The following is an 18975-nucleotide window of genomic DNA, read 5'->3' as shown; positions in this document are numbered from 1 at the left end:
CGGCGCGGGCATGGCCTTCGACTCAGCGGCCAGGGGTGAGCAGCAGCTTTCCGACGGTCGTGCGTGATTCGATGTCCTTGTGGGCCCGCGCCGCTTCCTTCAAGGGGTAGCGGCCTCCGACGAGTGGTGTGAGCTTCTTGGCGAGGATCATGTCGAAGATCTCGCCGGTGCGTCGGACCAGGGCCTCGCGTGTGGGCACGTGATCGTGCAGCACCGGGTACGACAGGAAGATGCTGCGGGGCAGGTCGTTCGGCCTGATGGACGGCACGCCCATCATCGGGCCGTAGTAGGCGTGCACTCCGTGCGAGCGCAGCGCGAGCTGCGACGACCGGAACGTCGGAGTGCCGCCGCCGTCGTAGACGACATGGGCGCCCTCGCCCCCGGTCAACTCCCTGATCCGGTCCTCGAAGCCGCCGCCGGACCACACGAGGACGTGGTCGGCGCCGGCGTCCCGCGCTGTCGCCACCTTCTCGTCGCGGGAGACGAGGCCGATCACCGTGGCGCCTCGGGCCTTGGCCATCTGCGTCAGCAGGAGGCCCACGCCACCCGCCGCCGCGTGCACCACAGCCGTGTCGCCGGGCTTGACCCGGTAGGTCTCCGTGATCATGTGGTGTGCCGTGATCCCCTGCAACATCACTGCGGCCGCCGTCTCGTCGGCGATGCCCTCGGGGATCTTCACCAGTGAGTCGGCGGGGATGGCGATGAGCTCGGCGTAGCTGCCGGGGTGGTCATACCAGGCCACGCGGTCACCGATGGTCAGCCCGTCGACGCCCTCGCCGAGCGCGATGACGCGACCCTCCCCTTCCGCGCCCAGGACCAGCGGCGCGGCCCAGCCGGTGGCGCCCTGCTGCCGTATGCCCGTGTCCATGTAGTTCACGCCCGCGGCGCCGAGCCGCACGAGCGCCTCGCCGGGGCCGAGACAACTCCTTTCAGGCAGAAACCAATGGTCGTCTCTGCCCGGCGAGCGAAACGCGGTGAATCATTGCGGTGCAGGCGACCGGTGCGGCGTCCGCCTGAACCGCCACAGGTCGAGGCAGGCACCCCGATAGAGGGCGGACGGCGGCGGGTAGTGCGGCTGCCGGCGGCCTGACCCGGCCGGGGCCAGAGGCATTGGAGACCCGGCCCGGGCCTGAGCATTAGAGGCGGGCGGGGGTGGCCGGGGTCTCGGGGTGGGGCGGGGGGCCAGGCAGTGTCGGCGCGTCGGCGGCTTGCAAGCCGTCGAAGACCAGGTGCAGATAGCGCCGCCACAGATGCGGCTGCGTCGCCTGCAGCGGGGATGCCGTCTGGTAGATCCCGCTCATCAGCAGCGAGATGTCCTGACCGGTGATGTCCTGGCGGATGGCTCCGTGCCGGCGGGCGCGGTCGGTCAGCGCGTCGGTGACCGCATTCAGCGTCTCCTGGCTGTTGCGCACTTCGGGATGATGGGGAGCCACCCCGTGGACGACCTCGCAGAAGGCACGGTCCTCCACCTGCAACTCGATCCCGGCGCTCATGAACTCGTGCAGTGCGTGTGCCGGGTCCTCGGCCTGCGTCAGTCGCTCACCGGTCGCCGCGAGGGCGTACATCTTCTCGGTGACGATCGCCGCCAGAAGATCGTCCTTTGTGGGGAAGTGTCGGAACACTGTCCCCTTGCCGATCCCGGCGCGCTCCGCGATCTGTGCGACGGACACCTCCGTGCCCTGTTCGGCGAATGCCTCCGTCGCCGCGTCCACCAGGAGCTTCCTGGTTCGTACGGCGTCGCTGCGCATCGGCTTCCCTGCCGGGTTCGTCATGGCGGTCCTCCCTCTTCCTCAATCGAGTCTAATGCAACCGGACCGCTCGGTCACATTCGGGACCGGTGAATGTGACCGGTCAGTCATGTTGACGGCAAATCAATGTGACCTACCGGTCATGTTGTGACGCGCAACATGACCGCTTGGTCCGCTTTCGTGTTACGGTCAACATGACCGCCCGGTCCGCTTGGGTGAACGGGCTGGTCGTGCGCCGTTCAGGCGCCGGTCGTCTCGGCTGCTGAGGCCGCTCTTTCCCACTGCCGCCGCTAGCCGGACGCACACCACTGAAACCGAATGGAAGGTGATCGGGCATGGACGCTGTCGAGCGTCTGAGCACCATCGAGGATCTTCGCCGTCTGATGGCGCGCTACGTCCGCTACGCGGATCACCAGCGCTGGCAGGACCTGGCGGGTCTGTTCACGCCGGACGGCACGTTCACCCCGCTCAAGCCGGACGGCTCTGTGTGGCTGCGTATGGAGGGCCGTGAGGAGATCGCGGCGACGGTCGGTGCCGCCGGGGGCCCGGGCCATGTGCTGGTCCACCACCTGTTCTCGGACGAGATCGACGTCGAGTCGCCGACCTCGGCCCAGGGCGTGTGGGCGATGGAGGACATCATCACCCGGCCCGAGGACGCCGAGGTGTCCGAGGTGTTCCCGTTCAAGGGGATGCACGGCTTCGGCCACTACCACGCGCGGTTCGTCCAGGTCGACGGCTCCTGGTACATCGCCGAGCTCAAGCTGACCCGGCTGCGTCTGGACCTCACCTCCTGACACCGCGGTGACCCGCACGACTGGGCACCGGTCTTCCCCTCCCCACCTTCGTAAGAAAGCAGTGCTTCATGAGTGACGACAGCAACCGTTCGCCGGAGCGGTTCACGATCGATGTGGCGCAGGACGTCCTGGACGACCTCAAGTCCCGTCTGAAGGCGACCCGTTTCTTCGACGACCTGGACAACGAGGAGGAGTACTACGGCCTGAGCACCGCCTACCTCAAGCCGCTGGTCGAGTACTGGGCCGACGGGTTCGACTGGCGCGGGGCGGAGGAGCGCCTGAACGGGTACAGCCAGTTCAAGGTCGAGATCGACGGCACCCCGCTGCACTTCATCCACGAGCGCGGCAAGGGCCCGAACCCGACGCCCCTTCTGGTCCTGCACGGCTGGCCGTGGCCGGGTGAGTTCAGCCACCCGCTGATCGCCCCGATGACGGACCCAGCCGCCCACGGGGGCGACCCGGCCGACTCCTTCGACGTCATCATGCCGACCCTGCCCGGCTTCGGCTGGTCCACCCCGGTCGGCAGGGGTGACCTGAACTACTGGAAGATCGCCGACATCCTCCACACCCTGATGACCGAGGTCCTCGGCTACGAGAAGTACGGCTCGCTGGGCAGCGACTACGGGGCCCTGGTCAACAGCGCCCTCGGCCACAAGTACGGCGACAGCATCATCGGCCTGCACTACGGCCACGACCTTCCCCCGGGCATGTTCCAGCACGACCGCTACTGGGACCTCACAGGCGGTGAGCAGATCCCCGCAGACGCCTCACCGGAGCTGCGTGCGGACATCCTCAAGATGCACTCGACCTACGCCTCCCACGTGGCCGTGCACATGCTGGACGCGTCGACCCTCTCGCACGGCCTGCACGACTCCCCGATCGGCATGCTCGCCTGGCTGCTGCAGCGGTGGAAGAAGTGGAGCGACAAGAACGGCGACTTCGACGCGGTCTTCTCCCGGGACTTCATCCTCGCCCAGGCCACGACCTTCTGGGTGACGCAGTCCATCGGCTCCTCCATCCGCATGTACCGCAACACCATCCGCCACCCCTGGACGCCGCTGCACGGCCGGCAGCCGATGGTCGAGCCCCCGGCCGGATTCACCTTCCTGCTCGGCGACGTCTACCCGCCGGGCGTACGCACGGTCGAGGAGCGCATCGCCGCTTTCGAGAACGGGCCCACTCGGAGCCTGTTCAACGTGGTCAACGTCAACGCACACGAAAAAGGCGGCCACTTCGGCCACTTCGAGAACCCCGAGGCCTTTGTGGGCGACGTCCGCGAGACGTTCCGCAAGCTGCGCTGACACCCCCGAGCTGACCCCCCGGAACGGTCCCCGCACGGACCGGCTCGGCCGCCTGCCTCCCGCACGTCCCCGCGTTCTCGTCGCGGCACATGCCCATCGGGCTCAGCAATGCGTCGCGGGCTCACCCACCCGTCGAAGGGCGGCGTCTTCGAACGATGCCGCGTCCCGAAGCTCCGCATCACCCGCTCGTAATGCCTCCTCCTGCACGAGAGATCTGCCTTTCCCATGTCTGCAACAAGTCACCCCAACCCCCGCCGCTGGGCGGCGCTGTTCTTCATCTCCATCGCCCAGTTGATGGTGTTCCTGGACAGTGCGGTCATGAACATCGCGCTGCCGTCCGCCCAGGATGCGCTGCACTTCTCCGACAACGGCCGCCAGTGGGTCATCACCGCCTACGGACTGGCCTTCGGCGGTCTGCTCATCCTGGGCGGCCGACTGGGCGACCTGCTGGGCCGCAAGCGGACCTTCACCATCGGCCTGGTCGGCTTCGCCTTGGCCTCAGCACTGGGCGGAGCCGCGGGCAACCTCGGCACCCTGCTGGTCGCCCGGGCCGGCCAGGGTGTCTTCGGCGCGCTGCTCGCCCCCGCCGCGCTCGCCCTGATATCGCTGACCTTCACCGACGCCAGGGAGCGGGCCAAGGCCTTCGGCATCTACGGCGCCATCGCCACCGCGGGCGGTGTCCTCGGCCTGCTCCTGGGCGGCGTCCTCACTCAGTACCTGAACTGGCGCTGGTCCATGTTCGTCAACATCCCGATCGCCGTCATCGGCATCATCGGCGCCCTCACCGTGGTGCACGACATCCCCAACGAGGAAAAGCACAGCCGCATCGACGTACCCGGCGCGATCCTCGCCACCCTCGGACTGGTCGCCCTGGTCTTCGGCTTCTCCGAGGCCGAGAGCCGCGGCTGGGGCTCCGGCCTCACCCTCACCATGCTCATCGTGAGCGTGGTGCTCCTGCTGGCCTTCCTGATCGCGCAGAGCAGGATCAGGTCCCCGCTGCTCCCGCTGCATGTGCTGACCGAACGCAACCGGGCCGGCGCCTATCTCTCCGTCGGCTTCGGCGTCATGAGCATGTTCGGCATGTTCCTCTTCCTCAGCTACTACCTGCAGCTCGTCAGGGGCTACTCCCCGGTCGCGACCGGCTTCGCGTTCGTGCCGCTGGGGGTCGCGCAGGGCTTCGGCTCCATGGTCGTCGGCACCCGGCTGTCCGCCCGGATGCGCCCCGGCCTGCTGATGGCCGCCGGCTACCTCGTCAGCGGGCTCGGTGTGCTCCTGCTCGCCCTGCTGGACAGGGACAGCTCCTACGGCCTCCTCGCCGTCGCCGAGATCATCACCGGCGTCGGTATCGGCACCGCCTTCATGCCCGCCATGAGCCTGGGCACCCACGGAGTCGCCCCTCAGGACGCAGGCATCGCCTCCGCCATGGTCGGCACCTCCCAGCAGGTCGGCGGCTCGGTCGGCACCGCCCTGCTCAACACCGTCGCCGCCAGCTCCACCACCGCCTACCTCGCCTCCCACGCACACGGCAGGGCGGCGACCGACGCCGCACTGGTCCACGGATTCAGCACGGCCTACTGGTGGGCCGTCGGCTTCCTGGTCCTGTCCGCGCTGTTCTCGTTCATCGCGGTCAACGCCCCCCGCCCGGACCACAGCGCGTCCGCGGCCGAGACAGAGGCCCTGGAAGTGCCGGCCCCGGTCCACTGAGGCGAAGTCCGCTCACACCTGCGCGCACGGCAGCTCCCGCATGCCGGGCAACGAAAGGAGAACCATGTCCCACCGTCTTCAGTCCAAGGTCGTCATCGTCACCGGAGGCACCTCCGGTATGGGCGCGGCCTTCGCCCGGCGAGCCGCGTCCGAGGGCGCGACCGTGCTCATCGGAGCCCGTGACAAGGAGCGCGGCGAGGCGACCGCGGCGGAGATCGCCCGCGAGGGCGGCAAGGCCCTGTTCGTCCCGACTGATGTGACGGTCGAGGAGGAGGTCGCCCACCTGGTCGACGTCGCCGTCAGGGAGTTCGGCGGCCTGCACGGCGCTTTCAACAACGCGGGCGGCGGCAACAGTCAGGGAGCGATCCGGGACATCGACGCGTCCTTCTGGGACCGTGCCGTCGCCCTCAACCTGACCAGCGTCTTCTACAGCCTCAAGTACGAGATTCCGGCGATCGTGGCCAGCGGCGGCGGCTCCATCGTCAACAACGCATCCGTGGTCGGTGTGGTGGGTGATCCGGCGGCCGTGGCCTACTCGGCTGCCAAGCACGGGGTCGTGGGCCTCACCCGTTCCACGGCGCTCGACGCGGCCAGAGAAGGCGTGCGGGTCAATGCCCTGGTGACGGGCCTGGTGAACACTCCGCTGTGGCGCGGTGTCGTCGAGAGCAGCCCGGAAGCCGCGGGCTTCCTCCTCGACAAGCAGCCGACGGGCCGAGCCGCCGACGAGACGGAGATCGCCGCGTTCGCCACCTTCCTGATCAGTGACGAGAGCCCGTTCATCAACGGCGCGGCTCTCGCCGTCGACGGCGCGCTGACTGCCGGGTACTGAGCCTTCGCAGGCCGATCGCGGTGCCGCTCGGCACGGTGATCGGCACACCGGCCGGTCGGCACCTCACGCTCCTGGAGCGTTGAAGAGGTCCTCCAGCACCAGTGCCACCCCGTCCTCCTCGTTCGAGACGGTGTGCCGTGGCACCGCTGCGCGGACCGAGGGATGGGCGTTCGCCATGGCGTAGCCGGAACCTGCCCACTTCAGGATGGCCAGGTCGTTCGGCATGTCACCGAAGGCGACCACGTCGTCGGCGCCGATGCCGCGGGTCGCGCACAGGGCGGAGAGCGTGTCCGCCTTCGTGACGCCGGGGGCGCTGATCTCGAGCAGCCCCCGGCCGCCGGAGTGGGTGAAGTGGGCGTGGCCGGCGGCATGGCGCTCGGAGACGGTCAGGAGGAAGTCGGCCTCGTGCTCGGCGGAGTGGGCGAGGAGCTTCACGATGGGGGACTCCACCGCCCACAGGTGGGCAACGGAAGGCACAGCGAACTCGGCCTCGCGGTCGCCCGGGTGCCGCATCGTGTAGGCCGGTTCGTAGTGGACCCTCAGACCCGCCTCCACGGCGAAGCCGATGCCCGGGACGGCCCGGCTCAGCACGGTGGCGACCGTGCGGGCGGCCGAGACCGCGAGCGGACGGGAGTGGATCACGGTACGGGAGGTCAGGTCGTAGACGAGGGCGCCGTTGCTGCAGATCGCCGTGCCGCCCAGCCCCGTCGCCGCGGCCAGGGCGTCCACGTACCGGGGTGGGCGGGCCGTCACCACGACGACGTCGGCACCCGCCTCGACGACGGTGCGCAGGGCCCGCAGGGTGCGTGCGGAGACGGTACCGTCACGGCCCAGCAGGGTGCCGTCCAGGTCGGTCGCGATCAGTTTGGGCAGGCGGGCAACCACCGCCGCATCGTAGCGGCGTCGGTACCCGGTCTGCCCGACCGCGTGAATCGGCGCTTCCCGGGCGTGAGTTCGGCGAGCAGCCTCCCAGGTGTGCGGGTCGACCGCGTCGACGAGTTGTGTGCGCCTGGTGGCGAGTCGGCACGAGGACTTTCCGGTATCGGATTGCGCGCACGCGCCCCGCGCCCGCTCAAGGGGCCGCAGGGACAGAACTGGTGAAGCTCGCCTCCGGTTCCGGCTCATGACGTGCCAGCCATTCGGCCAGCGCGCGGGCGATCGGCTGGCCCGTGTCCAACTCGACGAAGCCGAACTGGCCCGACTGGTTGCACTCGAGGAACCACCAGATGCCGTCGGCGTCCTCCACGAAGTCGAAGGCGCCGTAGGCCAGTTCGGCCTGGCGCAGATAGTCGTGCACGGCTGTGGCGATGCGCGGCGGGACGTCCACCGGTCGCCAGGGGTCGTCGGACGGGGTGAAGCGGACATCGATGTCGTCGGCGTCCGGATCGGCCGTCTTACGGGCGGCCAGGAGGCGGTCGCCGACGGCGGTGAGGCGGATGTCGGCGTACTTGGCGACCCGGCGTTGCAGCAGGGTCGGGCCGAAGGCGACGGCGGTGAAGTCGGCGTCCGGAGCGATACGGCTGGTGGGGACGGCCCGCGGCGGGTCCTCCGGGTGCGTGCCGGAGACGGGCTTGACCACCAGATCGGGGAAGCGCTCGGCGAAGTCCCGGGCGGCCTGCGGGAAGGTCGTGATCAGCGTGGCCGGTACCGGGAGTCCCACGCGCTGGGCGAGATGGAGCTGCCAGGGCTTCTGGCGGGCCCGGCGGGCCGCGTCGGGGCGGTTCATCCAGCGCGCACCGGTGGCGTGCAGCATCCCGTACAGAGCCTGCGCGGACTCCTCGGTCAGCCAGGCGGACGGTTCGGGGGCGTGCGCGGCCGGAACTCCGGGCCTGCGCACCCATATGGACCGCAGACCGCTCGTGCTCACCACACGATCGCCGACGGACAGATGTCCGTGGAGGGAGCCGTGTGCGTACTCACCGGACAGCGCCACACCACCAGGGAGGTCCGCGGGGTCGAGCCGGACCACCGGAACACCGGCTCCGTTCAACTCGGCCACCACCATGTCCGCCGTCACATCCTGTTCACAGGTAAGGATCAGCACGGTCATCGTCGACGACCCGTGATCAGTCGTCGAAGTGCGTTTTCGAGCCCGCGGTGGAAGTCGTCGCCCCCCACTCTCGCAACACTGCGTATTCGTGGGCGGCGATACGTCCGTCGGGGAGCACGTTCAACTGCAGTCTGGAGTCATACCTGTACGGAGCGCTGACCTCCGCATCCTCGGCGTGGCGGGCGTAGTTGAGTGCGAACGGCCGCATCGTCTCTCCTTGTTCGGTGCTTCCCCGGGCAAGCGGATGGTCACGCTCCGGCGTTGCTTCCGCCTGCCGGCTCGCTGTACTTCCACGGAGTTATACGAATCGAACGAGTGAATGGTTGCCTCACGGTGCGTAACCGAGGGCGGCCTTTCTTACCTTGCCGCCAGGACATCGCCGGTGTGACCTCCGTTCATCTGCCCGCCGTTGCGTGGGACGTGCGTCGGCGCCTTGTGGATCCGGTCACCGCTCAGGACGTCCGTCGACCGGGGCTGCGGGGCCGCCGAGCCCGCCCGACCGGGGAGTATTCAGCTGAAGTACTGCTGAATGCGTTCGTATTCCTCTATTGGACCTCTGAGCGCAGGGCGGCCAGGCTGGTGTACGTGCCGGCACCGACGGGGTCTTCCCCGACAGAGGCCGGCCGAGCACGGTTCCGAGCGAGAGTTGAAAGAGGCACGAGCTCATGCACACCCGCCGCATCGGTGACGTCGAGGTCAGTGCGATCGGTCTGGGCGGTATGCCCATGTCGATCGAGGGAAGGCCGGACGAGGCGCGTTCCCTCGCCACCATCCACGCGGCGCTCGACGCGGGCGTCACGTTCATCGACACCGCGGACGCGTATCACCTCGAGGCCGACGAGGTCGGTCACAACGAGACCCTGATCGCCAAGGCCCTCGCCTCCCACGACCGTGGCGCGGACGTCCTCGTCGCCACCAAGGGAGGCCATCTGCGTCCCGGCGACGGCAGCTGGACCCTGGACGGGTCGCCCCGGCATATCAAGGAGGCCTGCGAAGCCTCGCTGCGCCGGCTGGGCGTGGAGGCCATCGGCCTCTACCAGTTCCACCGTCCCGACCCCGAGGTCCCCTACGCGGAGTCCGTCGGTGCCGTGCGGGACCTCCTCGACGAGGGCAAGATCCGCATGGCGGGCATCTCCAACGCCGACCCGGACCAGATCCGCCAGGCCGGTGAGATCCTCGGCGGCCGTCTGGTCTCCGTCCAGAACCAGTTCTCGCCCGCGTTCCGCTCCAGCGAGGCGGAGCTCCGGCTGTGCGACGAACTCGGTATCGCCTTCCTGCCGTGGAGCCCGCTGGGCGGCATCTCCCGGGCGAGTGAACTCGGATCGGTCTACGCGCCGTTCGCCCGCGTCGCCGAGGCTCACGGGGTGAGCCCCCAGCAGGTGTGCCTGGCATGGATGCTGGCCAAGTCGCCGGTGGTCGTCCCCATCCCCGGATCCAGCCGCCCGGAGACCATCCGCGACTCGGTGGCGGCCGCGGGACTGGAGCTCACGGCCGAGGAGTTCGCCGAGCTGGACGCCGTCTGATCCCCTTGTGCGGTGGTCCGGATCCTGTGTCCGGGCCACCGCCCGCACCCACCCCGGCGGCCGATACCGGCAGCGTGCCGCCGAACCGGTCCCGGAGCCGCTCTCCCCGGCCTGACGAACGGCCCGCTCGTCATGGATGATGTGATCGACTCAAGGCACATCACTCGACCAGCGGCGGGTGCCGGGAAGGAGTGGAGACCGTGAGCGGACGCGTCGAAGGCCCGGCGGGCGGCACAGTCCCGGCGGGGCCATTGCTGCGGACCATGGTCAGGCGCGATCCAGGGGAAGCGCACCGCGTCGCCACACCGCTCGAGCTGCTGTTCGACTTGTGTTTCGTGGTGGCCGTCGCGCAGGCCGGCAGCAGGCTGGCGCATGCCGTGGAGGCCGGGCACACCGGTCAGGGCGTCGCGGGCTACGCCATGATCTTCTTCGCCATCTGGTGGGCCTGGATGAACTTCACCTGGTTCGCCTCCGCGTACGACACGGACGACGTCCCGTACCGGCTCACCACGCTGGTGCAGATCGCGGGTGTCCTCATCCTGGCGGCGGGGGTGCCTCGCGCCTTCGACCACACGGACTACTCCATCGTCGTGGTCGGTTACGTGGTGATGCGGCTGGGCCTGACCACCCAATGGCTCAGGGCGGCGCGCAGCGAGCAGGACGCGGCGCAGGCCACGGCCCTGCGGTACGCCGTCGGTGTCGTCCTCGTGCAGATCGGCTGGGTGGCGTTCGGCTTCCTCCCGTACAGCGCGACGAAGCCATGGGTGTTCGTCCTGCTCGCGGCCGCGGAACTCGCCGTGCCCGTGCTGGCCGAGCGCCCCTACCCCACCCCCTGGCACCCCCACCACATCGCCGAACGCTACGGACTGTTCACCCTGATCGTCCTCGGCGAGACGGTCGCCGCCGCGACCGTCGCCGTGCAGAGCGCTCTGGACAGAGGCGGGTCGACGGAACTGGTGCCGATCGCGGCAGGGGGCCTGCTGCTCGTGTTCGCCGCCTACTGGATCTACTTCGCCGTCCCCATCCACGAGCATCTGCGGGCCGGCCGCAGCGCTTTCCTGTGGGGGTACGGGCACTATCTCGTCTTCTCCATGGCGGCCGGGATCGGCGCGGGACTCGAGGTGGCGATCGGGCAGGCGGTCGGAGACGCGCACATCGGCATATCGAGCGCCGCCGCCGCGGTCACCGTCCCCGCTGCCGGATTCGTCTTCTTCACCTGGCTCCTGCACGCGCGCCACTACAAACGGTCACTCGCGCAGCAGTGCGTCCTGCCGGTGACCGCGGCCGCGATCCTCGCCTGCACGTTCGCGAGGTCGTGGGCGGTGCTGTGCGCCGGGATCGGCGCGGCGCTCAGTGTGGCGGTGTCCCTGTCCCTGCGCCACCGCGGGGCCCCCTCAGGTGCCGTCCGGCGTACGCTATGATGAGTACATCGCAGAGCGCCGCAACTTCCGGCGTTCGGCCGTGCGTTGGTGGTCCAAGGAAAGACGTCCCGCTTCCTGCGGGGAGATGCAGGTGCAAGGCCTGCCCGGCGCTCTCACGTGAGCCCCGCCCTTTTTCAGGGGCGGGGCTCACTCGTTGTACGCATACCGGTCCTCCGTACAGCCACGTTCAGGCAGCCGCGCACCCCCGGCGAACCGCGGTGCGCCGCCTGGCTCACCCCGCCCGCCACCCGACGTAGGCGTCGTGGAAGTGGCGGCCCAGCAGGGCACCTCCGAACACGACGAAGCCGACCCCGATGAGCCAGGACTGCACGACGAGGGTGGTGCCCAGGGCGCCGTAGGTGACCGCGTTGTTGACGATGAGCGGGGAGAACACCTGGTAGGAGAACCACCGCAGGCCGACCAGGCCGAGCATGGTCGACACCGCCCCGGGCAGCAGGGCCTGCCACGACACACGGCTGCCCAACAGGAAGTGCTGGCCCCACCAGAAGAAGAGCACGCCGAAGAGGACGGTGAGCGTGATGCGCATGGTGGACTGGAACAACCCGGTCGGGAGCACCGCGCCGCTCTGCGCCTCGGCATACAGATACGCCGTCAGAGCCGCGAGCCACACGGCGCGGCGCCACACCGTGTGCCACCGGCCCGCGGGCAGGTCCCAGACCCTCTCGTAGCCCGTCTGCACGCTGGAGGCGAAGGTGAGCCCGAAGAGCGCGAGGGCGAGGACGCTGAAGGCGCTGGTGGCACTGAGCACATTGCGGGGAGCGGAGAACAGGCGCTCCACGGCGTCCGCGGGGCGCCCCGAAAGGCTCATGCCGTCGATCACCCAGAAGGCGAAGCCGCGGTGCTGGAAGGGCGACGCCGCTGCCACGACGATCAGCAGCGGCGCCAGCGTGACCAGCGCCAGCGCGGCGAACCCCATGGACCGGTGCATCAGTTCCATTTCGCTGCCGTGCCGCCAGAGCCGACCGGCGGCCGAGCCGTGCCAGCGCGAACGCAGTCCGCGGTGCGGGGGTCGTCCGTCCCGCGGCGGGCCTGAGGAACCCGTCATGGGTCCCCCGGTTCCCGGGGCGCCGACGGGCGAAACCTGCCTGTCCCTGCGCTCACCCCGTCCACGGCGCGATCGGCCCAGCGGCAGACCGTGTGTCAGATGTACTCCGCCGCCGCGTCCAGCAGCCAGTCGGCGAGATAGCCGGCGAAGGAGGAACGGACCAGCACCCAGAAACCGGCCCTCACCCCGCCCCGGGCCACCAGGATCACCTGGGTGCGGGCCAGCGTCGTCTGGGCGCAGCGGCCGGGGCCGAACGCACGCGGGTGCAGGTCCAGGGAGCAGCCGTGGGACAGCAGATCGCGGGCGCGGGGGCCCGCGACGAGGACGGTGGTGCGCTGGGCGGACACGTCCGTGACACAGACGGGTTCCTCTCCGGCCGCGGAACGGATGCGGCCCTCCAGGTCCCGCTGGGTGCCCGGCCGGCCCACCACCAGCCACTCGTCGGGACCGAGCCACAGCGCGGTCTGCCCCTCGGTGCGGACGGCGGTGCCGGGCTCCAGGGGCAGTTGCGATCCGAGGGCCACTCCGACGGCGTCCGCCGCCGCTCCCTTGGCGTCGAGGCGGACATCGACCTGCGCCAGGAAGGGCACCTCGGCGAGCCGGACCGTGCCCCCCGAGGAGCGCGTCGCGGCCGCCAGCCGGCCGGCCGCGTGTGCCAGGGGGCTGCGGGGCTGTGCGGTCAGGACGGTCTCAGCCATCGCGGCGGGCTCCCTCGGGGTCGTAAAGGACGGGACGTGCGACGGTCACCGGGAGCAGCCGGTCGCCGACGGGTGCGTAGAGACGTTCGCCGATGCGGTCCCGGCCGCCCTTGACCAGGGCGAGGGCGAAGGTCCGGCCCAGCGCCGCGCTGCGGTAGCTGGAGGTGACGTGGCCGAGCATCGGCACCGGCGGCTCGGGCAGCACGCTGTCGGCGACCAGATGGGTGCCTTCGGGGAGGAAGACGGCCGGGTCCTCGGGGAGCAGGCCGACCAGGTGCTTGCGGTCGGGGCGGGCCGTGTCGGCGCGGGAGTGGGAGCGTTTGCCGATGAAGTCGGGCTTCTTCTTCGACACCGCCCAGCTCATGCCCAGGTCGTGCGGGGTGACCGTGCCGTCGGTGTCCTGGCCGATGATGGGGTAGCCCTTCTCCGCTCGCAGCACGTGCATGGTCTCGGTGCCGTACGGTGTGATGCCGAACGGAGCGCCGGCCTCGTGCACCGCCTCCCACAGCGCGAGGGCGTGCCACGGCGACACGTTGATCTCGTAGGCGAGTTCGCCCGAGAAACTGATCCGGCACACCCGGGCGTCGATGCCCGCGACGGCGGTCTCCCGCCAAGCCATGAACGGAAAGCTGTCGTTGTCCACCGCCAGGCCGGGCGCCAGCGAGCCGAGGACCTCACGGGAGCGCGGGCCCACCAGGGCCACGGTGGCCCACTGCTCGGTGACGGAGGTGCAGCGGACCCGTAGCTCGGGCCATTCCGTCTGGAGCCACTCCTCCATCCAGTCGAGGACGGCCGCCGCGTTGCCCGTGGTGGTGGTGACCAGGAAGCGGTCCTGGGCCAGGCGGATGACAGTGCCGTCGTCGAAGACCATGCCGTCCAGGTGGCACATCACACCGTAACGGATCATGCCGACCCTGAGGGTGCTGATCATGTTGGTGTAGAGCCGGTCCAGGAACACGGCGGCGTCCGGGCCCTGGACATCGATCTTGCCGAGAGTGGAGGCGTCCATGAAGGCCACCCCCTCACGGGCGGCGCGGCACTCGCGCAGCACGGCGGCCGCCATGTCCTCGCCGTCGCGCGGGTAGTACCAGGGCCGCTTCCACTGGCCGACGTTCTCGAAGACGGCACCGTGTGCGGTGTGCCATGCGTGCAGGGCGGTCACCCGGACCGGGTCGTGCAGCGCGCCCCGGTCGCGGCCGGCCAGTGCGGCGAAGGAGACGGGTGTGTACGGCGGCCGGAACGTGGTCGTACCGAGCGCCGAGACGTCCACCCCGAGCAGTTCCGCGACGATCCCGCTCGCCAGGACCCCGGAGGTCTTGCCCTGGTCGTTGGCCGTGCCGGCCGTCGTGTAGCGCTTGGTGTGCTCGACCGAGCGCAGACCGGCCCCCGTCGCGCGGGCCAGGTCGTCCAGGGTGACGTCGCGTTGCAGGTCCACGAAGCGGGGTGCGCCGGCGGGGCCGGGAAGGGCGAAGACCTGCATCGGGGGCGACTGCGGCGGTGCGCTCACCACGGGCAGGGCGGGCGCCGCGGGGGAGTAGCCCTCGGCCGCGATCGCGCGGGCACCGGCGGCCGCTCCCTGTGCGAGCACGGTGGCGAGCCCGAAGGCCCCGTTCGCGCTGCCCGCGACGTCCACCGCCTGACGTGAGCTGCCGGGGACGAAGGTGCCGAGCGACTCGTCGTAGCGGAGTGTGCCGCCCGCCTGGCTGAACAGGTGCGCGGCCGGATTCCAGCCGCCGGACACCAGAAGGAGGTCCGCGGCGAACTCCCTTGGCCCCACCGACTCGCCGTACGGCACCACCCGCACACCGGTGAGGCGCGGGCCGCCTTCCGTGCCGGTCACGGCGTGGCCGGTCAGCACCTCGATCCCGGCCGCGCGGGCACGGCGCGCCCACTGACCGGCCTCCGGCCTGGTGTCGACGACCGCGGCTACCTCGACGCCCGCCGCGGCGAGGTCGAGCGCGGCGGCGTACGCGCTGTCGTTCGTGGTGAGCACGGCGGCACGGCGGCCCGGCAGGACCCCGTACCGGTTGACATAGGCCCGGGCCGAGGCGGCGAGCATCACTCCGGGGCGGTCGTTGTCCGCGAAGGCCACCGAGCGTTCGTGCGCGCCGGTGGCCAGCACCACGCGGCGGGCACGGATACGCCAGACGCGCTCCCGGGAGACGTGCTCGGGGGCCTCGGCGCCCAGATGGGCGGTGCGGCGTTCGACGGCGAGGAGGTGGTTGTCGTCGTAGTGGCCGAAGACGGTGGTACGGCGCAGGACGCGCACCTCGGGCGCGGACTCGAGCAGTTCGCTGGTCCGGGCCACCCAGTCGAGATGTTCGCCCGTTCCGAGGAGGCTGCCGCCGGGTTCCGGCTGCTCGTCCGCGAGGATGACGCGTGCCCCGCTCTGCGCGGCGGCGGCCGCGGCGGCGAGCCCGGCCGGGCCGGCCCCGACGACGAGCAGATCGCAGTGGGCGTGCACGGCGTCGTAGCGGGCCGGGTCCGGCTCGGCGGCTAGGCGTCCCCGGCCGGGCAGGCTGCCCGCCACCAGTCCGTCGTACAGCTCGACCGTCGTCGCCGCAAGCATCGGTTCGGGGAAAGGGGCCTCGATCTGGACCACCGCGTTGGGTTCCTCGACACCCGCCGAGAAGACGCCCCGCGGGCGGCCGAACCTGATGCTGGTGGCGGCCTGGATGACACCGTTGGCAAGGAGGGCCGAGGCCAGGGTGTCGCCGCGGAAGCCCGCGTACCCGGTGCCGTCGAAGACGAAGGTCAGGCGGCGGTCGCGTTCGATCCGGCCACCGCTGGGGAGACGAAAGGGCTGGTCGGCGTCCCCCGCACCGGCGCGTCCCGCGGCCAAGGGGCTTACCGCGTAGGCCCTGTTCGCGGGCTCCGCCGTCGAACCTCCCTCGGCCCGGGAGGACTTGTCCTCAAGCTCCCTTGAACTTCCGGCATCGTTCGGGCCGGGGAGAACCCCATGACGGGCTGGTGCGGCCGGCCTCGGCTCAGCAGCGGACGGGCGCGGTTCTCCCACCCGGTAGACGGCGAGGATCTCGTTCGTCGACGTGTCCCGCACCGCGTTGAACCACCTGCGACAACCCGCGGCGTGGCTCCATCTCTCGGCGAAGGGGCCCTTGGGATTGTCGCGGAAGAAGAGATAACGCGCCCACTCCTCGTCGGTGAGGGAGGCCGGGTCCTCGGGACAGGGCACGTGCGCCTGACCGCCGTAGTGGAACTCGACCTCGTCACGGGGCCCGCACCACGGGCAGGGGATCAGCAGCATGGTTCGGCTCCCTAGTGGGCCACAGCGGCGGCGCCGTGCTCGTCGACGAGCGCGCCGGTGGTGAAACGGTCGAGCGAGAAGGGGGCGTTGAGGGGGTGTGGGCTGTCGTGCGCGATGGTGTGGGCCATGACCCAGCCGACGCCCGGTGTCGCCTTGAAACCACCGGTCCCCCAACCGCAGTTGAGGTAGAGGCCGTCGACGGGGGTGAGGCCGACGATGGGCGAGGCGTCGGGGCTGACGTCGACGATGCCGCCCCAGGTGCGCAGCACATGGGCACGGGCGAACACGGGGAACAGTTCCAGGGCGGCGGACATCTGCTGCTCGATGATGTGGAACGCACCACGCTGGGTGTACGCGTTGTACGCGTCGATGCCCGCACCCATCACCAGTTCGCCCTTGTGGGCCTGACTGACGTACACATGGACGGCGTTGGACATCACGACCGTCGGGTGCACGGGTTCGAGGAGTTCGGAGACGAGGGCCTGCAACGGGTGACTCTGCAGGGGGAGTTCGATGCCCGCCATGGCGGCCAGCACCGAGGTGTGGCCGGCCGAGCACAGCGCCACCTTGCCCGCCGCGATCGGGCCGAGCGTCGTCCGTACGCCGGTGATCCGGCCGCCGGCGATGTCGAGCCCGGTGACCTCGCAGTTCTGGATGATGTCGATCCCGGCGGCGTCGGCGGAGCGGGCCAGGCCCCACGCCACGTAGTCGTGTTTGGCGATGCCGGCCCGCGGCTGATAGGTGCCGCCGAGCACCGGGTAGCGCACGTCGGGGGAGGTGTTGACGATCGGGCAGAGCTCTTGGACCTGCTCGGTGTCGAGCCATTGCGCGTCGACCCCGTTGAGCCGGTTGGCCTCGACGCGGCGCACGCTGTCGCGGACGTCCTGCAGACTGTGGGCGAGGTTGAGTACGCCGCGCTGGGAGAAGAGGATCGGGTAGTCGAGTTCCTCCTCCAGTCCCTCCCACAGCTTGAGGGCGTGCTCGTAGATGCCGGCGCTCTCGTCCCACAGATAGTTGGAGCGGATGATGGTGGTGTTGCGGGCCATGTTGCCGCCCGCGAGCCAGCCCTTCTCGAGTACGGCGACGCTGGTGACGCCATGGTTCTTCGCCAGGTAGTGGGCGGTGGCGAGGCCATGTCCGCCGCCGCCCACGATCACCACGTCGTACGATCGCCGCGGCTCCGGCGTGCGCCAGAGGAAGTCGGGGTGCTCGGGCAGTTCGGCGCCGGGGGTGCTGGAGCTCAACGGACGTCTCCGCCTTCCGAAAGGTGCGGGTAGAGCGGGTGCCTGGCCGCCAGCGCCTGGGTACGCGCGCGCAGCGCGGCCACGTCCGGCTCGGCCTGGAGGGCGAGCGCGATCACATCGGAGACCTCGGCGAAGTCCTCCACGGTGAAGCCCCGGGTGGCCAGGGCGGGGGTGCCGATGCGCAAGCCCGAGGTGACCATGGGCGGGCGCGGGTCGAAGGGGACGGCGTTGCGGTTGACGGTGATGCCGATCCGGTGGAGGAGGTCCTCGGCCTGCCTGCCGTCGAGCGCGGAGTCCCGCAGGTCCACCAGGACCAGGTGGACGTCCGTGCCGCCGGTGAGAACCCTCACCCCTGCGTCCGCCGCGTCCGGGCGGGTGAGGCGCTCGGCGAGGACACGGGCGCCGGCGAGGGTGCGAGCCTGCCGCTCGGCGAACTCGGCTGACGCCGCCACCTTGAAGGAGACCGCCTTCGCGGCGATGACGTGCTCCAGCGGGCCGCCCTGCATACCGGGGAACACCGCCGAGTTGATCTTCTTGGCGAGGTCGGGGTCGTTGGTGAGGACGACTCCGCCCCGGGGTCCGCCGAGCGTCTTGTGCGTGGTGGTCGTGACGACGTGCGCGTGCGCAACGGGGCTGGGGTGCAGCCCGGCCGCGACCAGACCCGCGAAATGGGCCATGTCGACCATGAGGTACGCGCCGACCTCGTCGGCGATGCGGCGGAAGGCCGCGAAGTCCAGCTGCCGCGGGTACGCCGACCAGCCCGCGATGATCATCTTGGGGCGGTGTTCCTTGGCGAGGCGCTCCACCTCGTCCATGTCGACTAGGTTGTCGGCCTCGGTCACGTGGTACGGCACGACGTTGAACATTCTGCCGCTGTAGTTGATGCGCATGCCGTGGGTGAGGTGCCCGCCGTGCGCGAGATCGAGACCGAGGATCGTGTCGCCGGGGCGCAACAGCGCGAAGAAGACGGCAGTGTTGGCCTGGGCGCCGGAGTGCGGCTGCACATTGGCGTGGCCGGCGCCGAAGAGGGACTTGATCCGCTCGATGGCCAACCGTTCGGAGACGTCGACGTGTTCGCAGCCGCCGTAGTAGCGCCGTCCGGGGTAGCCCTCGGCGTACTTGTTGGTCAGGACGGAGCCCTGTGCCTCCAGCACAGCGGTGGGCGCGAAGTTCTCGGAGGCGATCATTTCGAGAGTGGACTGCTGGCGGTGCAGCTCTGCCCGGAGGGCGGCGTGGACTTCGGGATCGAGTTCGGCCAGCGGTGTGTTCAGCGGGTTCATACGGGGTTCGCGTTCCTCTCGACGGTCACCATCGGTGCTCCCTCGGAACCGG

General features: G+C 70.2%; 16 protein-coding genes. 6 read left to right on the top strand and 10 right to left on the bottom strand.

Features of this window, described 5'->3' with window-relative positions; genetic code table 11:
* Positions 1–22 precede the first annotated feature (22 nt).
* Positions 23–937: a quinone oxidoreductase gene (locus ABZ904_RS20615; protein WP_361000789.1), complete on the bottom strand. Its 915-nt coding sequence runs from the start codon at positions 935–937 to the stop codon at positions 23–25.
* Between the two features lie 199 nt (positions 938–1136).
* The gene (locus tag ABZ904_RS20610) at positions 1137–1772 is read right to left on the bottom strand and encodes a helix-turn-helix domain-containing protein (RefSeq protein WP_359401641.1); all 636 of its coding nucleotides are present in this window, start codon (positions 1770–1772) and stop codon (positions 1137–1139) included.
* Between the two features lie 311 nt (positions 1773–2083).
* Here ABZ904_RS20610 and ABZ904_RS20605 point away from each other — a divergent pair, with 311 nt between their 5' ends.
* The 4 genes from ABZ904_RS20605 (at position 2084) to ABZ904_RS20590 (ending at position 6376) form a co-directional block, all read left to right on the top strand.
* The gene (locus ABZ904_RS20605; protein ID WP_359401644.1) at positions 2084–2542 is read left to right on the top strand and encodes a nuclear transport factor 2 family protein; all 459 of its coding nucleotides are present in this window, start codon (positions 2084–2086) and stop codon (positions 2540–2542) included.
* Positions 2543–2610: 68 nt separating this feature from the next.
* Positions 2611–3843 (top strand): epoxide hydrolase family protein, encoded by a 1233-nt coding sequence (locus ABZ904_RS20600; RefSeq protein WP_361824906.1) that lies wholly within the window; start codon positions 2611–2613, stop codon positions 3841–3843.
* 225 nt (positions 3844–4068) lie between these two features.
* Complete coding sequence (locus ABZ904_RS20595) at positions 4069–5547, top strand: MFS transporter (protein WP_361824904.1); 1479 nt, start codon at positions 4069–4071, stop codon at positions 5545–5547.
* Between the two features lie 64 nt (positions 5548–5611).
* The gene (locus ABZ904_RS20590; protein ID WP_361000729.1) at positions 5612–6376 is read left to right on the top strand and encodes an SDR family oxidoreductase; all 765 of its coding nucleotides are present in this window, start codon (positions 5612–5614) and stop codon (positions 6374–6376) included.
* A 63-nt stretch (positions 6377–6439) separates the two neighbouring features.
* On the opposite strand, the gene ABZ904_RS20585 is transcribed toward ABZ904_RS20590, so the two are convergent.
* From ABZ904_RS20585 to tgmA, 3 genes are all read right to left on the bottom strand, one after another.
* On the bottom strand, positions 6440–7261 hold the full coding sequence (locus tag ABZ904_RS20585; RefSeq protein WP_361824902.1) for a Cof-type HAD-IIB family hydrolase: 822 nt from the start codon (positions 7259–7261) through the stop codon (positions 6440–6442).
* A 187-nt stretch (positions 7262–7448) separates the two neighbouring features.
* The gene (gene tgmB, locus ABZ904_RS20580) at positions 7449–8426 is read right to left on the bottom strand and encodes an ATP-grasp ribosomal peptide maturase (protein WP_359401659.1); all 978 of its coding nucleotides are present in this window, start codon (positions 8424–8426) and stop codon (positions 7449–7451) included.
* 16 nt (positions 8427–8442) lie between these two features.
* On the bottom strand, positions 8443–8634 hold the full coding sequence (tgmA, locus tag ABZ904_RS20575) for a putative ATP-grasp-modified RiPP (protein ID WP_359401662.1): 192 nt from the start codon (positions 8632–8634) through the stop codon (positions 8443–8445).
* Positions 8635–9091: 457 nt separating this feature from the next.
* On the opposite strand from tgmA, the gene ABZ904_RS20570 reads away from it, so the two are divergent.
* Positions 9092–9949 carry an aldo/keto reductase gene (locus ABZ904_RS20570; RefSeq protein ID WP_361000738.1) on the top strand — a complete coding sequence of 286 codons (858 nt, stop codon included), beginning with the start codon at positions 9092–9094 and terminating at the stop codon, positions 9947–9949.
* A 263-nt stretch (positions 9950–10212) separates the two neighbouring features.
* A complete protein-coding gene (locus ABZ904_RS20565; RefSeq protein WP_361824978.1) occupies positions 10213–11370 on the top strand; it encodes a low temperature requirement protein A in 1158 nt (385 codons plus the stop codon).
* 232 nt (positions 11371–11602) lie between these two features.
* Here the strand turns inward: ABZ904_RS20565 and ABZ904_RS20560 are convergent, their stop codons facing one another.
* From ABZ904_RS20560 to glyA, 5 genes are all read right to left on the bottom strand, one after another.
* Positions 11603–12328, bottom strand: coding sequence for a ribonuclease BN (locus ABZ904_RS20560; protein WP_359401668.1), 726 nt, complete (start codon positions 12326–12328; stop codon positions 11603–11605).
* Between the two features lie 203 nt (positions 12329–12531).
* Positions 12532–13134, bottom strand: a complete 603-nt coding sequence (locus tag ABZ904_RS20555) for a sarcosine oxidase subunit gamma family protein (RefSeq protein ID WP_361824899.1) — start codon at positions 13132–13134, stop codon at positions 12532–12534.
* Positions 13127–16399 (bottom strand): sarcosine oxidase subunit alpha family protein, encoded by a 3273-nt coding sequence (locus tag ABZ904_RS20550; RefSeq protein ID WP_361824897.1) that lies wholly within the window; start codon positions 16397–16399, stop codon positions 13127–13129. Before ABZ904_RS20550 ends, ABZ904_RS20555 begins: the two co-directional genes overlap by 8 nt.
* A gap of 11 nt (positions 16400–16410) precedes the next feature.
* A complete protein-coding gene (locus tag ABZ904_RS20545) occupies positions 16411–17643 on the bottom strand; it encodes a sarcosine oxidase subunit beta family protein (RefSeq protein WP_361000744.1) in 1233 nt (410 codons plus the stop codon).
* Complete coding sequence (gene glyA / locus ABZ904_RS20540) at positions 17640–18923, bottom strand: serine hydroxymethyltransferase (protein ID WP_361824895.1); 1284 nt, start codon at positions 18921–18923, stop codon at positions 17640–17642. Before glyA ends, ABZ904_RS20545 begins: the two co-directional genes overlap by 4 nt.
* Positions 18924–18975 lie beyond the last annotated feature (52 nt).

This window comes from Streptomyces sp. NPDC046900, assembly GCF_040644975.1.
Classification (GTDB): domain Bacteria; phylum Actinomycetota; class Actinomycetes; order Streptomycetales; family Streptomycetaceae; genus Streptomyces.
The sequence above is the reverse complement of the archived record's forward strand: the minus strand, read 5'-3'. Positions and strand labels throughout refer to the sequence as shown.